Origin of the sequence: Dactylosporangium sp. CA-152071 (genome assembly GCF_050936335.1) — a bacterium.
Classification (GTDB): Bacteria; Actinomycetota; Actinomycetes; order Mycobacteriales; family Micromonosporaceae; genus Dactylosporangium; species Dactylosporangium maewongense.
This window is the reverse complement of record NZ_JBNJMZ010000001.1, coordinates 8,477,165-8,491,021: the sequence shown is the minus strand read 5'-3', so window position 1 is coordinate 8,491,021 and position 13,857 is coordinate 8,477,165. Positions and strand designations below refer to the sequence as shown.

General features: G+C 72.2%; 13 protein-coding genes and 1 riboswitch. Of the genes, 4 read left to right on the top strand and 9 right to left on the bottom strand.

From position 1 onward, the window contains the following. Positions 1 to 101 precede the first annotated feature (101 nt). Positions 102 to 614, top strand: coding sequence for a hypothetical protein (locus ACQEVZ_RS38315; RefSeq protein WP_433375711.1), 513 nt, complete (start codon positions 102 to 104; stop codon positions 612 to 614). Between the two features lie 119 nt (positions 615 to 733). Here the strand turns inward: ACQEVZ_RS38315 and ribH are convergent, their stop codons facing one another. From ribH to rpe, 6 genes are all read right to left on the bottom strand, one after another. After that, positions 734 to 1,210, bottom strand: coding sequence for a 6,7-dimethyl-8-ribityllumazine synthase (ribH, locus tag ACQEVZ_RS38310; protein WP_344503583.1), 477 nt, complete (start codon positions 1,208 to 1,210; stop codon positions 734 to 736). Next, a complete protein-coding gene (locus ACQEVZ_RS38305; RefSeq protein ID WP_433375707.1) occupies positions 1,210 to 2,454 on the bottom strand; it encodes a bifunctional 3,4-dihydroxy-2-butanone-4-phosphate synthase/GTP cyclohydrolase II in 1,245 nt (414 codons plus the stop codon). Before ACQEVZ_RS38305 ends, ribH begins: the two co-directional genes overlap by 1 nt. Beyond that, positions 2,454 to 3,050, bottom strand: coding sequence for a riboflavin synthase (locus tag ACQEVZ_RS38300; protein WP_344503661.1), 597 nt, complete (start codon positions 3,048 to 3,050; stop codon positions 2,454 to 2,456). Before ACQEVZ_RS38300 ends, ACQEVZ_RS38305 begins: the two co-directional genes overlap by 1 nt. 4 nt (positions 3,051 to 3,054) lie before the next feature. Then, positions 3,055 to 4,089, bottom strand: coding sequence for a bifunctional diaminohydroxyphosphoribosylaminopyrimidine deaminase/5-amino-6-(5-phosphoribosylamino)uracil reductase RibD (gene ribD / locus ACQEVZ_RS38295; RefSeq protein WP_433375704.1), 1,035 nt, complete (start codon positions 4,087 to 4,089; stop codon positions 3,055 to 3,057). A 125-nt stretch (positions 4,090 to 4,214) separates the two neighbouring features. Further along, positions 4,215 to 4,359, bottom strand: a riboswitch (FMN riboswitch). A 69-nt stretch (positions 4,360 to 4,428) separates the two neighbouring features. Beyond that, positions 4,429 to 5,382, bottom strand: coding sequence for a GGDEF domain-containing response regulator (locus ACQEVZ_RS38290; protein ID WP_344503580.1), 954 nt, complete (start codon positions 5,380 to 5,382; stop codon positions 4,429 to 4,431). 73 nt (positions 5,383 to 5,455) lie between these two features. Beyond that, the gene (gene rpe / locus ACQEVZ_RS38285) at positions 5,456 to 6,115 is read right to left on the bottom strand and encodes a ribulose-phosphate 3-epimerase (protein ID WP_344503579.1); all 660 of its coding nucleotides are present in this window, start codon (positions 6,113 to 6,115) and stop codon (positions 5,456 to 5,458) included. A 55-nt stretch (positions 6,116 to 6,170) separates the two neighbouring features. Here rpe and ACQEVZ_RS38280 point away from each other — a divergent pair, with 55 nt between their 5' ends. Further along, positions 6,171 to 6,662, top strand: coding sequence for a hemerythrin domain-containing protein (locus tag ACQEVZ_RS38280; RefSeq protein ID WP_433375700.1), 492 nt, complete (start codon positions 6,171 to 6,173; stop codon positions 6,660 to 6,662). Between the two features lie 1,279 nt (positions 6,663 to 7,941). On the opposite strand, the gene ACQEVZ_RS38275 is transcribed toward ACQEVZ_RS38280, so the two are convergent. Genes ACQEVZ_RS38275 through def form a run of 3 tightly spaced genes read right to left on the bottom strand, consistent with a single transcriptional unit; the run spans position 7,942 to position 10,891 of the window. Beyond that, positions 7,942 to 9,450, bottom strand: a complete 1,509-nt coding sequence (locus ACQEVZ_RS38275) for an RsmB/NOP family class I SAM-dependent RNA methyltransferase (RefSeq protein ID WP_344503660.1) — start codon at positions 9,448 to 9,450, stop codon at positions 7,942 to 7,944. Beyond that, complete coding sequence (fmt, locus tag ACQEVZ_RS38270; protein ID WP_433375697.1) at positions 9,381 to 10,349, bottom strand: methionyl-tRNA formyltransferase; 969 nt, start codon at positions 10,347 to 10,349, stop codon at positions 9,381 to 9,383. The genes ACQEVZ_RS38275 and fmt overlap by 70 nt, the downstream gene beginning before the upstream one ends. Beyond that, positions 10,346 to 10,891, bottom strand: coding sequence for a peptide deformylase (def, locus tag ACQEVZ_RS38265; protein WP_344503576.1), 546 nt, complete (start codon positions 10,889 to 10,891; stop codon positions 10,346 to 10,348). The genes fmt and def overlap by 4 nt, the downstream gene beginning before the upstream one ends. Positions 10,892 to 10,940: 49 nt before the next feature. Between def and ACQEVZ_RS38260 the strand changes: the two genes are divergently transcribed. Both ACQEVZ_RS38260 and ACQEVZ_RS38255 read left to right on the top strand, forming a co-directional pair. Then, entirely contained in the window at positions 10,941 to 11,990 is a 1,050-nt protein-coding gene (locus tag ACQEVZ_RS38260) for an amidohydrolase family protein (protein WP_433375694.1), read from the top strand. Positions 11,991 to 12,059: 69 nt separating this feature from the next. Next, positions 12,060 to 13,790, top strand: a complete 1,731-nt coding sequence (locus ACQEVZ_RS38255; protein ID WP_433375691.1) for an ABC transporter ATP-binding protein — start codon at positions 12,060 to 12,062, stop codon at positions 13,788 to 13,790. Positions 13,791 to 13,857: the final 67 nt, after the last annotated feature.

Below are 13,857 nucleotides of genomic sequence, written 5' to 3'. Positions count from 1 at the left end.
CCACGTCGGCCGTCACGCACCTACGACGCGCGAGCGGGTTTCCAGGTTTACCGCGATCACCCGAAAGGCGAACTCCGCCCACCCTGGATAGGCTGTTCTGCGTGGAAACCGTGCCGAAGTACACCGACGAAGAGTGGGGGCTCCTCGTGGGCCTGCCCCAGTCCGTGCTGATCGCCGCGTCCCAGGCCGAGCAGGACGGCGCCCGCCGCACCCGCGAGGAGTGGACGGCGGGCATGACGGCCATCGCCGACGGCCGCGACTCCGCCAGCGACCTGGTCCGCACGGTCGCCGCCGACGTCGTCGCCCGCCAGGGCGACATCGACGAGGACGCCGTGGGCGGCTTCGCGGGTGGCGTCGAGCCCCCGATCATCGAGTTCCCCGACCGCGCCGCGGGCATCGCCGACGTCATCGAGCGCGCCAAGGCCGCCCACGTGCTGCTGGCCGCGAAGGCCACCGACGCCGACGCCGAGTCCTACCGGTTCTGGCTCATCACGCTCGCCGACCAGGTCGTCAGCGCCGCCAAGTCCGGCGACGTCCTGGGCTTCGGCGGCGAGCTCATCACCCCCGCCGAACGCAACTTCCGCGACACCCTGGCCGCCGTCCTCGAAGTCTGACTGTTACCCGCTGGGCGGGGGCTTCTCATGATCCGGAAGACTTTGTGTCGCTATGGCAGCACAAAGTCTTCCGGATCACGGAAAACGGGGTCAGAGGCGGCCTGCAGCGCGAGCCGGCATCAGGACTTGGCTACCTGACGGAGGGCGTGGGCGGCGTCCAGGGCGGCCAAGGTCGCCGAATAGCCCTTGTCCTCCGGGGAGCCCGGCAGGCCGGCCCGGGCGCGGGCCTGGTCCAGGTTGTCGACCGTCAGCACGCCGTGGGCGACCGGGGTCGACTCGTCCAGGGCGACCCGGGTCAGCCCGTCCGTGACGGACTGGCAGACGTACTCGAAGTGGGCCGTGTCGCCGCGGACCACCACGCCCAGGGCGACCACCGCGTCGAAGCGGTGCGCCAGGGCCTGGGCCAGGACCGGCAGCTCGACGGCGCCGTCGACGCGGGCGACGGTGATGTGGTCGACGTTCGACGCCTCGCCGGCCTCGATGGCCCGGTTGAGCATGTGGTCGACCAGCTCGGCGTGCCACCGGGTGGCGACGATGCCGAGGGTCAGTCCGGTGCCGTCAACCCGCTGCAGCACCGGTGCGCCAATTCCAGCCATCACGCAAGTCCTTCCGCGACCTCGTCGAGCTCGTCCAGCAGATGCCCCATGCGGTCCCGCTTCGTGCGCAGGTACCGCACGTTCTCCGGGTGCGGCCGGGTCGGCAGGGGCGTGCGACCCAGCACGGACAGACCGTACCCTTCCAGACCCGCCCGCTTTGCCGGGTTGTTCGTCAACAGGCGCATCGTCTTGATGCCGAGGTCGACGAGGATCTGCGCGCCGGTGCCGTAGTCGCGGGCGTCGGCCGGCAGGCCGAGGTCCAGGTTGGCGTCGACGGTGTCCCGGCCGAGGTCCTGCAGCTGGTACGCCTGCAGCTTGTGGATCAGGCCGATGCCGCGCCCCTCGTGGCCGCGCATGTAGAGGACCACGCCGCGGCCCTCGGCGGCGACCAGCTTCATGGACGCGTGCAGCTGGGGTCCGCAGTCGCAGCGCACCGACGCGAACACGTCGCCGGTGAGGCACTCGGAGTGCACGCGGACGAGCACGTCCTCGCCGTCGCCGAGGTCGCCGTAGACGAGGGCGATGTGCTCGCCGTCGTCGAACTCGGTGGTGTACCCGACGGCCCGGAACACGCCGTGCTCGGTCGGCAGCCGGGTCTCGGCGACCCGCTCGATCTGCTTCTCGGTGTGCCGGCGGTACGCGATGAGGTCGGCGATGCTGACCAGCGCCAGGTCGTGCTGCTTGGCGAAGGCCTGCAGGTCGGGCAGGCGCATCATGGTGCCGTCGTCGTTGACCATCTCGCACAGCACGCCCGCGGGGCGCAGGCCGGCCATGGTGGCGAGGTCGACGGCCGCCTCGGTGTGCCCGGCGCGGCGCAGGACCCCGCCCTCCTTGGCCCGCAGCGGCACGATGTGCCCGGGGCGCGAGAGGTCGGTCGGCTTGGTGTCCTCGGACGCGAGGAGCCTGATCGTGCGGGCGCGGTCGGCGGCGGAGATGCCGGTCGTCCCGCCGAACCTGGCGTCGACGGTCACGGTGTACGCCGTGCCGCGGCGGTCCTGGTTCGTGCGGTACATCGGCGGCAGATCGAGCCGGTCGGCCTCGGCCTCCATGATCGGCACGCAGATGTAGCCCGACGTGTAGCGGACCATGAACGCGACCAGCTCCGGAGTGGCGAACTCCGCGGCGAAGATCAGGTCGCCCTCGTTCTCGCGGTCCTCGTCGTCCACGACGATGACGGCCTTGCCGGCGGCGATGTCCTTGACCGCCCGCTCGATCGGGTCCAGGCCCGTGACCGGTGATCCCATCACTTGCCACCCTTCGCCAGCAGCTTCTCGACGTACTTGGCCATGATGTCGACCTCCAGGTTGACCTTCTCGCCGACGCTCTTGGCACCGAGCGTCGTGAGCTTGAGCGTGGTCGGGATGAGCCCGACGGAGAACGTGTCGTCGGTGACCGCCATGACGGTCAGCGAGATGCCGTCGACGGTGATGGAGCCTTTCTCCACGACGTACCGGCTGAGCTGCGGCGGAAGGGAGAACGTGACGGTCTCCCACTGGTCGCCGGCCTCCCGCGACAGGACCGCGCCGACGCCGTCCACGTGGCCCTGCACGATGTGACCGCCGAGGCGGGTGGCCATGGTCGCGGCGCGCTCCAGGTTGACCGGGGAGCCGGCGGTGAGCGTGCCCAGCGTGGACCGGTCCAGCGACTCGCCCATCACGTCGGCGGTGAAGACGCCGCCGTCGTTGTCGACCACGGTGAGACAGACGCCGTTGACGCTGATGGAGTCGCCGTGGGCCGCATCGGAGGTGACGGTCGCGCCGCGGATCGACAGCCGCGCCGAGTCGCCGAGCGGGTCGATCGCGACGACCGTGCCGAGCTCTTCGATGATGCCGGTGAACACTGGGTCACGCACCTTTCACTGTTGCCGTCAGGCGCACGTCAGGCCCGATCACGGCAAGGTCGACAACGTCGAGCGTCAATGCCTCGGCGATGGTGGAGATTCCCGCGGCGCCCAGGGCGGCCGGGCCGGCGCCGAGCAGCTTCGGGGCGAGGTAGGCGACGACCCGGTCGACCAGACCGTCGGCGAGGAACGCGCCCGCCAGGGTCGGGCCGCCTTCCAGCAGCGCCGTGCGGACGCCCTGGTCGTACAGGTGCCGCAGCATGCCGTGCAGGTCGACCCTTCCGCCCTCAGGTGCGGCGGCCACGAACGTCGGCGCCGAGCCGTCCAGGATCTTCGCGGCGGGAGGTGTACGACTACCGCCTTCCACCACGACCCTCAGCGGCTGGCGGGCGGCGGGCCCCTCGGGCGTGCGGACGGTGAGCTGCGGGTCGTCGGCGAGGACGGTGCCGATGCCGGCGATGATCGCGTCGACGCCGGCCCGGATGCGGTGCACGTCGGCCCGGGCCTCCGGCGAGGTGATCCACTTGCTGGTGCCGTCGGCGGCGGCGGAGCGCCCGTCGAGCGTGGCGGCGAACTTCCAGATCACGTACGGCGTGCCCCGCCCGACCGCGGTCAGCCACCCTCGCATGGCGTCGTGGGCCTCTTCACTTTCGACGCCTTCGTCGACGTGTATTCCGGCCTGTCGCAGGGTCTGCGCGCCACCTGCGGCGACCGGGTTCGGGTCGCGGACGGCGACGACGACGCGGGCGACCCCGGCCGCGATCAGGGCCTGCGTGCAGGGGCCGGTGCGGCCGGTGTGGTCGCACGGTTCGAGGGTGACGTAAGCGGTGGCCCCCCGGGCCAGCTCGCCGGCCGCCGCAAGGGCGCTGACCTCGGCGTGCGGCCCTCCGGCGGGCGCCGTGCGGCCCTCGCCGACGACCTCGCCGCCGGGGCCGACGAGGACGCAGCCGACGTTGGGGTTGGGGCTGGTCTCGCCGAGGCTGCGCAGGGACAGCTCGACGGCACGCCGCATGTGGCTGGCATCTGCGTCTGCGTCCATTGGCCCTCTCCGCGCGGTGTGGTCACGCGTCGGGAGGCTGATGGGGACGGCTGCGGGCGGGGTGCGGGGATGCGCAGATGCGCAGGCCAGCCCCCAGGCGCCCGCCGAAACGGACACCGGATCCCGCGCGCTGAACTCCCATCCGGACTTTGACCGTCGGCTCTGGACTCACACCAGATCCACCGGCCGATGGCTTCGACCGGGTCGCGGGCTCGCGGTCTACGACCGCTTACCGCCGGTTCGGAATTTCACCGAGCCCCGCCAGCGCGTGGTGGGTACGTAACCTGAGTCTTGCACATTTCCGCGGCGACCGACCCGGTCCTTACCCAGGGACATACATCACAGGTGCAGCGCACTGCGGCGGTCGACAGCCACGTAGTTGCCGTTGTGCTTCTTCGCCACGGACTTCATGTCGGTGGCGATCGCGATGACCTCGCGCGGGTCGGTGAGCTGCCCGCCGGCGGCCGCCTGTCCGATCGCCACCCCGATCGACAGGGTGACCAGGTTGGCCTGCTGGACCTCGCCGTTGCGCTGCACGACCTCGACGAAGCCACGCTCCGCGTCGGACGGGTCGTAGAGCGCGTCCGACGCTGCCTGGAACTCCAGGATCGCCTTCGTCGTCAGCGGCTTGAGCTGGTCGGGGCTGCACACGACGAGGAAGTCGTCGCCGCCGATGTGGCCGAGGAACGCCGGCGGCAGCCCGACCTCGACCACGGCACGGTGCAGCGCCCGGGCGAGCGAGGTGATGAACTCGTCGCCGCGGGCGAACCCGTACACGTCGTTGACGGCCTTGAACCGGTCGATGTCGACGTGCGAGACGGCGAAGTCGGCGCCGGCCCGCGCCCGGTCGGTGATCTCGCGCAGGATGCGGCTGTTGCCGGGCAGCCCGGTCAGCGGCGACACCTCGCGGTTCTCCTGGTTGCGGCGCAGCGTGGAGCGCACCCGCGCGACCAGCTCCAGGGTGTCGAACGGCTTCACCAGGTAGTCGTCGGCGCCCGCCTGCAGCCCGATGACCTTGTCCGCGGTCTGCCCGCGCGCGGTCAGCAGGATCACCGGGATCGGCGCCGTCATCGGGTCGGCCCGCAGCCGCCGGGTCAGCTCCAGGCCGTCCAGCTGCGGCATCATCCAGTCGACGACCGCGAGGGCCGGCATGTGCTCCTCGACGAGCTGCAGCGCCGTGGCGCCGTCGTGGGCGAGCAGCACCCGGTAGCCCTCGAGCTTCAGGTTGACCTCGATGAACCGGGCGATGTCGACGTCGTCGTCGACGACGAGGATGGTGTCGGGCTCGCCCATGCGCTGTCCTCTTCGGTTGTCTCTCGGGCTTCCTCGTTGGTGCCGTGCTTAGTGCCGCGTTTGTTTGGTGCCGTCAGCCGTTCGCCAGGGCGCGGAGCCTGCGCACCGCGGCGGCCGGGTCCTCTGCGCCGAAGACCGCGGTGCCCGCCACGAACGTGTCGGCACCCGCCTCCGCGCAGGCCGCGATCGTATCGTCGGCCACTCCACCGTCGACTTCAATGCGCAGCTCGAGATGGCCCGCGTCGACGTGCCGGCGCGCGGTCCTGACCTTGTCCAGCAGCTCCGGGATGAACGCCTGCCCGCCGAACCCCGCCTTGATCGTCATGATCAGCAGCAGGTCGAAGTGCGGCAGCAGCTCCAGATACCCCTCGACCGGCGTGTCCCGGTCGATCGCGAGCCCGGCCCGGCTGCCGGCCTTCCTCAGGTCCTTCGCGATCGCGACCGGGTCTGTGGCCGCCTCGGCATGGAACGTGACGTTGTACGCCCCCGCCTCCGCGTACTGCGTCGCCCACCGCGCCGGGTCCGCGATCATCAGGTGGCAGTCGAACGGCAGCGTGGTCGCCTTCCGCAGGCTCTGCACCACCGGCAGCCCGATCGTCAGGTTGGGCACGAAGTGGTAGTCCATGACATCCACGTGCAGCCAGTCGGCGCTGCCCTCCACCGCCCCGGCGGACTCGGCGAGCCGCGCGAAGTCCGCGGCGAGAATGGACGGTGCGATCACGGTGTTGCTCACATCAGCACTCTAGGCGACGGTACGCCTTCCGCCGGATATGGGGGACAATCGGTGGATGGCTGATGTCGTCGATGTGATCGTCGCCGATCACGTGCGCTTCGAGACGCTGCTCCGCTCCATGCGCGACCGCTCCCCCGCGGATCTCGAAGGCCACCGGCGGCGCACCTTGACCGAGCTCGCCGACCTTCTCGTCGCGCACGCCACCGCCGAGGAGTCCGAGGTGTACCCGAAGCTGCGCGAGCTCACCGGCGGCGACGGCCACGTCGAGCACGGCGAGGACGAGCACCTCGACGGCCACCGCCGCCTCCTCGCCCTGCTGGACGTGCCCGACATGACGTCGCTCGCCTTCGACAAGGCCGTCAGCAAGCTCGCGAACTCGCTCTACCACCACCTCGACGAGGAGGAGCGCACCCTGATCAACGACGCCCGCGGCCTGGACCCGGCGACCCGCCAGGCCCTCGGCGACGCCTGGCTCGCCGAACGCGACCGGCTGATCGCCCTCTCCTGCGGCACCCGCACCGCCGTCGCCGCCCTCCTCCCCGACTGACCAGCGCCACCCACACCCCCACACCATCAACACACTGGCCAACATCGCTGCACGGCCAAGCCAACCGCCCCCACCGAACCGCCGCACCCCACATACGTTGATCAATGCCAACTAATGCGGCATTTACCCCATTACCATTGCGCGATCACCCCTCAGCGATCCCGGATCGGGGGCGCACCACACGACGCCTTTCGCCTAAAAGCCACAAACCATGGCATTGACCAATGTCTACACAGGGCAGGGCAGAGCCATGAAAGCGAACCAGGCAGAACGGACAGAACCGAGCAGAGGCAGAGCGGAGCTATCCAGGCGAACCGGGCAGAACTGGGCAGAGGCAGAGCAGAGCCATCCAGGCGAACCGGGCAGAACTGGGCAGAGGTGGAGCGAAGGCAGGAGCGGAGCCCGCCAGAGCGGAGCCCTTGCGGGATTACGGCTCGCCGGAGCGACCCAGCGGGGCCTCAACCCCGCGCAACGCCGCAACCTCAGCACACCCACATACGTTGATCAATACCAGCCCGCGCAGCCTTCACCCACCAACGCCGATCGACACCGGCCCACGCAGCCCTCCACCCCCACTCCGATCAGCACCGGCCCACGCAGCCCTCCACCCCCACTCCGATCAGCACCGGCCCACGCAGCCCTCCACCCCCACTCCGATCAGCACCGGCCCACGCAGCCCTCCACCCCCATTCCGGTCGGCACCGGCCCACGCAGCCCTCCACCCCCATTCCGGTCGGCACCAGTCGACGCAGCCTCCACCCAATGCCGAGCAGTACAAAGGCCGGCACGCCAGGAAGGCCGGACCACACCAGGCCGACCCGTCGCGAAGGTTGCAGCCCGCCGGAGCTGCGTGACGTAGGTCCAACCCGCACGGCGCCCGGCTCCCAGCCCACTCCAAACCGACGCTGATCAATGCCCGCTTTTGCGGCTTTTGTTCTATCGAAGTTGCGCGATCAACCTACAAGATGATCTTCAAATTGGGGGGGATCGCGCAACGTCAATCAATAGAAAGCCGTAAACCTGGACATTGATCAACGTCTGTGCGGGGGGCCGACAGGGCAGAGTCGAGCACCGGGTGGCAGGGCCGAGCCAGGCAGAAGCCGAGCCAGGCAAAGGCCGAGCCAGGCAGAAGCCGAGCCAGGCAGAAGCAGCGCAGTGCAGTGCAGTGCAGAAGCAGCGCAGTGCAGAAGCCGGGCCAGGCAAAAAACCGCGCCAGGCAAACACCGCGCAGGGCAGGGCGCAGGGTGGTGGGTGAGGGCGGGGCGGGGGGCGGCGGGGGTTACTTGTCGGCGCGGCGGAGCAGGGCCAGGAACATGGCGTCGGTGCCGTGGCGGTGGGGCCAGAGCTGGACTGTCGGGCCGGTGCCCAGGTCGGGCAGCGAGGACGGCAGGAAGGGGCGGGCGTCGATGAGGTCCATGTCGATCTGCGAGCGGCGGGCTGCCTCCGTGACCGAGACCTCGGTCTCGGCCTGGTGCGGGGAGCAGGTGACGTAGGCGACGACCCCGCCCGGCCGGACCGCCCGGAACGCGGACTGCAGCAGTTCGCGCTGCAGGCGGGTCAGCGGGGGCAGGTCCGACGGCTGGCGGCGCCAGCGGGCCTCGGGGCGGCGGCGCAGCGCGCCGAGGCCGGTGCACGGGGCGTCGACGAGGACCCGGTCGAAGCCGCCCTCGGGCAGGTCCGCGTCCTTGCCCACGTCGCGGCCGTCGGCGTGGATCGTGTAGACGGGCAGGCCCTCGGTGGCCTTGGCGACCAGCGCCGCCCGGTGGTGGGCGACCTCGACGGCGGTCACGTGCGCGTCGCGGGTGCGGGCGAGCGCGCCGAGCAGGCCCGCCTTGCCGCCGGGGCCGGCGCACAGGTCGAGCCACCGCTCGTCGCGACCCTCGATGTCCGACAGAGCCAGGGCGGCGGCGACGAGCTGGCTGCCCTCGTCCTGCACGTGGGCGCGGCCGTCGCGGACGGCGGCGATGCCGGCCGGGTCGCCGCCGCCGGTCAGCACGACCGCGTAGGGCGAGTACCGCCCGACGGAGGCGCCCCGCAGCGACGCGGCGAACGAGGCGGGGTCGAGCAGGCCGGGCCGGGCGCACAGGTGCACGGGTGGGGCGAGGTTGTCGGCGTCGAGGGCGAGCTCCGCCTCGTCGAGCGAGCCGAGCGCGTCGGCGAAGGCGCGCACGATCCACTGCGGGTGCGCGTGGTTGAGCGCGGCCGCCTCGAACGGGTCGGCGGGGGCCAGCCGGGTCAGCCACGCGGCGCGGTCGGACTCGGCGACGCGGCGCAGGACCGCGTTGGCGAAGCCGGCGGCGCCCGGGACCAGGGAGCGGACCAGGTCGACGGTGGTCGCGACCGCGGCGTGCGCGCCGACGCGCATGTTGAGCAGCTGGTAGGCGCCGATCCGCAGCGCGTCGCGGACGGGCGGGTCGATGCGGTCCACGGCACGGTCCGCGGCGGCGGCGACGATCGCGTCCAGGGTGCCGGTCTGGCGGAGCGTGCCGTAGGTCAGCTCGGTCGCGAACGCGGCGTCGCGGCCGGTGACCCCGGTCTCGCGGAGCAGCTTCGGCAGCACGAGGTTGGCGTACGCGTCGTCGCGGTGCACGGCGGCGACGGCCTCATAGGCGGCCTCGCGGGCAGGGTCGATCGCCGGGCGGCCACCGCGCGGCGGCCGGACGAGCCGGTCGTCGCGGGCACCCGCCGGGCGTGGCCCCGGCCCCCGCCGGGGCGACCTCAAGACGAGGCTCCGGAAGCCGGGGCGCCGAGCACCACGCCGGACTCGATGCGGGCGCCACGCGCCCAGGCGTCCGCGGGCATGGCCTTCTTCCCGGGTGCGGTGACCGTGCCCAGCGCGACCGGCACCGTGCCGGTGCCGACCAGGACCCGGTTGCGTTCGACGGCGACCACGCCCGGGCCGAGCGTCGCGCCGCCGCCGATGACGGAGGCCGCGGTGACCGGCGTGACCGGGCCGAGCTTCAACCGGTCGCCGCGCAGGGTCGTCCAGGCGCCGGGGGCGGGCGTGCAGGACCTGACCCGCCGGTCGACGGCGAAGGCCGGGTCGCCCCAGCGGATGAGGGCGTCGTCCACGGTGAGCTTCGGCGCGAGGGAGATGCCCTCGTGCGCCTGCGGCACGGCGGCGAGCGAGCCGGCGGCGATGCCGTCCAGGACGGAGACCAGCAGCGAGGCGCCGGAGTCGGCGAGCCGCGACAGCAGGTCGCCGGAGGTGTCGCGGGCGCCGACGGGCTCGGTGAGCGTGCCGTAGACGGGGCCGGTGTCCAGGCCCTCCTCCAGGAGGAACACGCTGGCGCCGGTCATGTCGTCGCCGTGCAGGACGGCGTGCTGCACGGGCGCCGCGCCGCGCCACGCGGGCAGCAGCGAGAAGTGCAGGTTGATCCACCCGAACCGGGGGATGTCGAGCGCGACCCGCGGCACCAGCGCGCCGTACGCGACGACCGGGCAGCAGTCTGGCTCCAGCTCACGGAGCCGGTCCAAGAACGAAGGCTCACGCGGCCGCTCGGGCGCCAAGACGGGAATGCCCCGCTCCTGCGCCCAGGCGCTGACCGGCGACGGCACCAGCTGCCGGCCGCGGCCGGAGGGCGCGTCGGGGCGGGTCACCACGGCGACCAGTTCGTGCGAGGAGGCCGCGATCGCGTCGAGGGCGGGCAGCGCCACGGCGGGCGTCCCCGCGAAGACGAGCCTCACCGGCCGAACAGACCGTGCGGGCTGGTCTTCACGACCGGCGGGGCGTCGGGGTTGTACCACTCCGCCGCCCGGATCTCCTTCATCGCCTGCTTGCGCCGGTCGGCGTCGAGCCGGTCGACGAACAGGACCCCGTCGAGGTGGTCGGTCTCGTGCTGGGCGCAGCGCGCCATCAGCCCGGTGCCGACGATCTGGATCGGGTCGCCGTGCTCGTTGAAGCCCTTGGCGATCACGTTCTGCCGGCGCTTGGTGTCCACGTAGACGCCCGGGATCGACAGGCAGCCCTCGGGACCGTCCTGCTCCTCCTCGTCGGGGAACTCGAGCACCGGGTTGACCAGGTGCCCGATGACGTCGTCGACATCGAAGGTGAACACGCGCAGCCCGACGCCGATCTGCGGGGCGGCGAGGCCGGTCCCGTTCTGCTGGCCCATGGTGTCGAGCAGGTCCTTGACCAGCTTGCGCAGCTCACGGTCGAAGTCCACGACGCTGTCGGCGGGCGTGCGCAGCACCGGGTCGCCGAAGAGGCGGACGGACTGGACGGTCAAACGAGGCACCCCATATCTGGTTCGAGTCAAACAAGTCTAGTGTGGCCCGATGACGAGCCTCCACCTGCGTGGCACCGTCCTGCCGGACGGTGACGTCCGCGACATCTGGGTGCTCGGCGACCGGCTCACCTTCCAACGCCCGTCCGGCGACGTGACCACGGTCCACGAGGGCGGGTTCATCCTGCCGGGTCTCGTCGACTCCCACGCGCACCTGGGCCACCACGCGGACACGATGGCGTTCGACCCGGAGCTGTTCGCGGCGGCCGCCCGGCAGTACACAGGCGACGGCACCCTCCTGTTGCGCGTGCCGGGGCATCGGGAGCCGATCCCGGCAAGCCTCCGCGAGGACGCCGCCGTGCCGCGGCTCGTCACCGCCGGCCCGTGGCTGGCCTGGGACGGCTTGGAGGAGCTGGACGACCTGCAAACAAAGACCAGCGACCTGACCGCAGCAGGCGTCGCGCAGGCCCTCGCCAACGACGGCTGGTGCAAGACCTACGGCGACTGGGAGTTCGACCGGGTCAAGACCCCGGAGTCGGTACTGCGGGAGCTCTGCGACGCCGTGCACGCGGTGAACGGGCGGGTGGCCGCCCACTGCCAGACCGCCGAGGGCACCCGCGCCGCGGTCCTGGCCGGTGTCGACTCGATCGAGCACGCCTGGTTCCTGACGCCCGACCTGCTCGACGTGCTCGCCGCGCGGGGCGGCGCGGTGACCCCGACCTGGACGGGCTTCATCGGCCACGTCGACAACGTGCGCACGAAGCCGGAGGGGCCGCGCAAGGACTGGTTCCTCGGCGGGGTCGAGAGCCTGCGCACCGCGACCGTCGACGCGTGGGAGGCCGGCGTGACCGTCCTCGCCGGCACCGACTCCCTCGGCCACGGCGACGTCGTCGCGGAGATCGGGCACCTGGTCGCGGCGGGGTTGCCGCCGGCCGCCGCGGTCGGCGCCGCGTGCTGGGACGCCCGCCGCTACCTCGGGTTCCAGGGCATCGAGGAGGGCGCGCCCGCCGACCTCGTCGCGGTCACCGCCGACCCGAGGGTGACGCCCGAGGCGCTCCGGCACCCGTCACTGGTGCTCCTCAGGGGACGCCCAGCGAAGTAGCGACCCAGGGACGCCCGGCACACCAAGGACTCAGGGGACACTCAGCAAGACAGGGCTAGCCTCGGCCAGGTGGCCACCAAGAAGGATGCCGTCTCGCTGCGTTCCCTCCTGCCGTACCTGCGTGACCACCGCCGGACGCTCGTCGTCGTCGGCGTGCTGTCGCTGCTCGGATCCGTCACGACCCTCGCCCAGCCGCTGCTGACCCGCGACGTCCTCGACGGCCTGCAGGCCTCGGAGGCGGTCGGGCGGACCGTCGCGCTGCTGGTCGCGGTCCTCGCCGCCGTCGCGGTGCTCAACGCGCTGCGCGACTACCTGCTGCAGCGCACCGCCGAGGGGCTCGTGCTGACCGCCCGCCGGCGGCTGACCCGGCACCTGCTGCGGCTGCCGATCGCCGAGTACGACCAGCGCCGCACCGGCGACCTGCTGTCCCGCGTCGGCGCCGACACGACGCTCCTGCGGGCCGTCGTGACGTCCGGCCTGTTCGAGACCGTCACCGGCGCCGTCATGGTCGTCGGCGCCGGCGTCGCGATGCTGCTGCTCGACCCGGTCCTGTTCCTCACCGCCGGCGGCGGTCTCGCGCTGGGCCTGTCGATCGCGGTGATCTTCTCCCGCCGGGTCCGGCCCGCCTCGGAGGAGGCGCAGGCCCGCATCGGCGACATGACCAGCGCCGTCGAGCGGGCGCTGACCGCGGCCCGCACGATCCGGGCCAGCAACGCCGAGGACCGCGAGGTCGCCACCGTCGAGTCCGGCGCCGAGGCGGCGTACCGGGCGGGCGTGCGGATCGCGAAGCTGCAGGCGCTCGTCGGGCCGGCCAGCGTCGCCGCGATCCAGGGCGCGTTCCTGCTGCTGCTCGGCGTCGGCGGCGCCCGCGTCGCGAACGGCACCATCTCCGTCGGTGACCTGGTCGCGTTCGTGCTCTACCTGTTCTTCCTGGTCATGCCCCTCGGCCAGGCGCTGCACGCGTACACGCAGCTGCAGACCGGGCTGGGCGCGCTGCAGCGGATGCAGGACATCCTGGTCGTGCCCCTGGAGGAGGACGCGGGCACCGCCGCGGTGGCGGACTCCCCCGTCGCCGTCGCGTTCGAGGGGGTCACGTTCGGCTACGCCGCCTCGCTGGAGCCGGTCGTGCGCGATGTGTCGTTCACGGTGGCGTACGGCACCCGCACCGCCCTCGTCGGCCCCTCCGGGGCGGGCAAGTCGACGCTGCTGCAGCTCGTCGAGCGGTTCTACGACGCGACCGCCGGCACCGTCCGGGTCGCCGGCGTGGACGTGCGGGACCTGCCGCGGCAGACGCTGCGCGCCCAGCTCGGCTACGTGGAGCAGGAGGCGCCGGTCCTCGCCGGGACGCTGCGGGAGAACCTGCGGCTCACCACCCCCGGCGCCACCGACGCGCAGATGCTGGAGGTCCTCGACGCGGTCAACCTCGCCGACGTCGTCGAGCGGACCCCGCTCGGCCTGGACGCGCAGGTCGGCGAGGGCGGGGTGCTGCTGTCCGGCGGGGAGCGGCAGCGGCTCGCGATCGCCCGGACGCTGCTGGCCGCGCCGCCGATCCTGCTGCTGGACGAGCCGACGTCCAACCTCGACGCGCGCAACGAGGTGGCATTGCGTCAGGCGATCGACACTGTGGCGCACAATCGGACGATGATCGTCGTCGCGCACCGCCTGTCGACCGTCGTCGACGCGGACCAGATCGTGGTCATGGAGGGCGGCCGGGTCGTCGCCACCGGCCGGCACGCCGACCTGCTCGACTCCAGCGAGCTGTACCGCGAGCTGGCCACCAACCAGTTGCTGGTGGCATGAGCGGCCGGAGCGCAGCGGAGGCCGTTCATGCCGCGGGCTCTTCACAAAGGGGCACAGCATGAGCGGC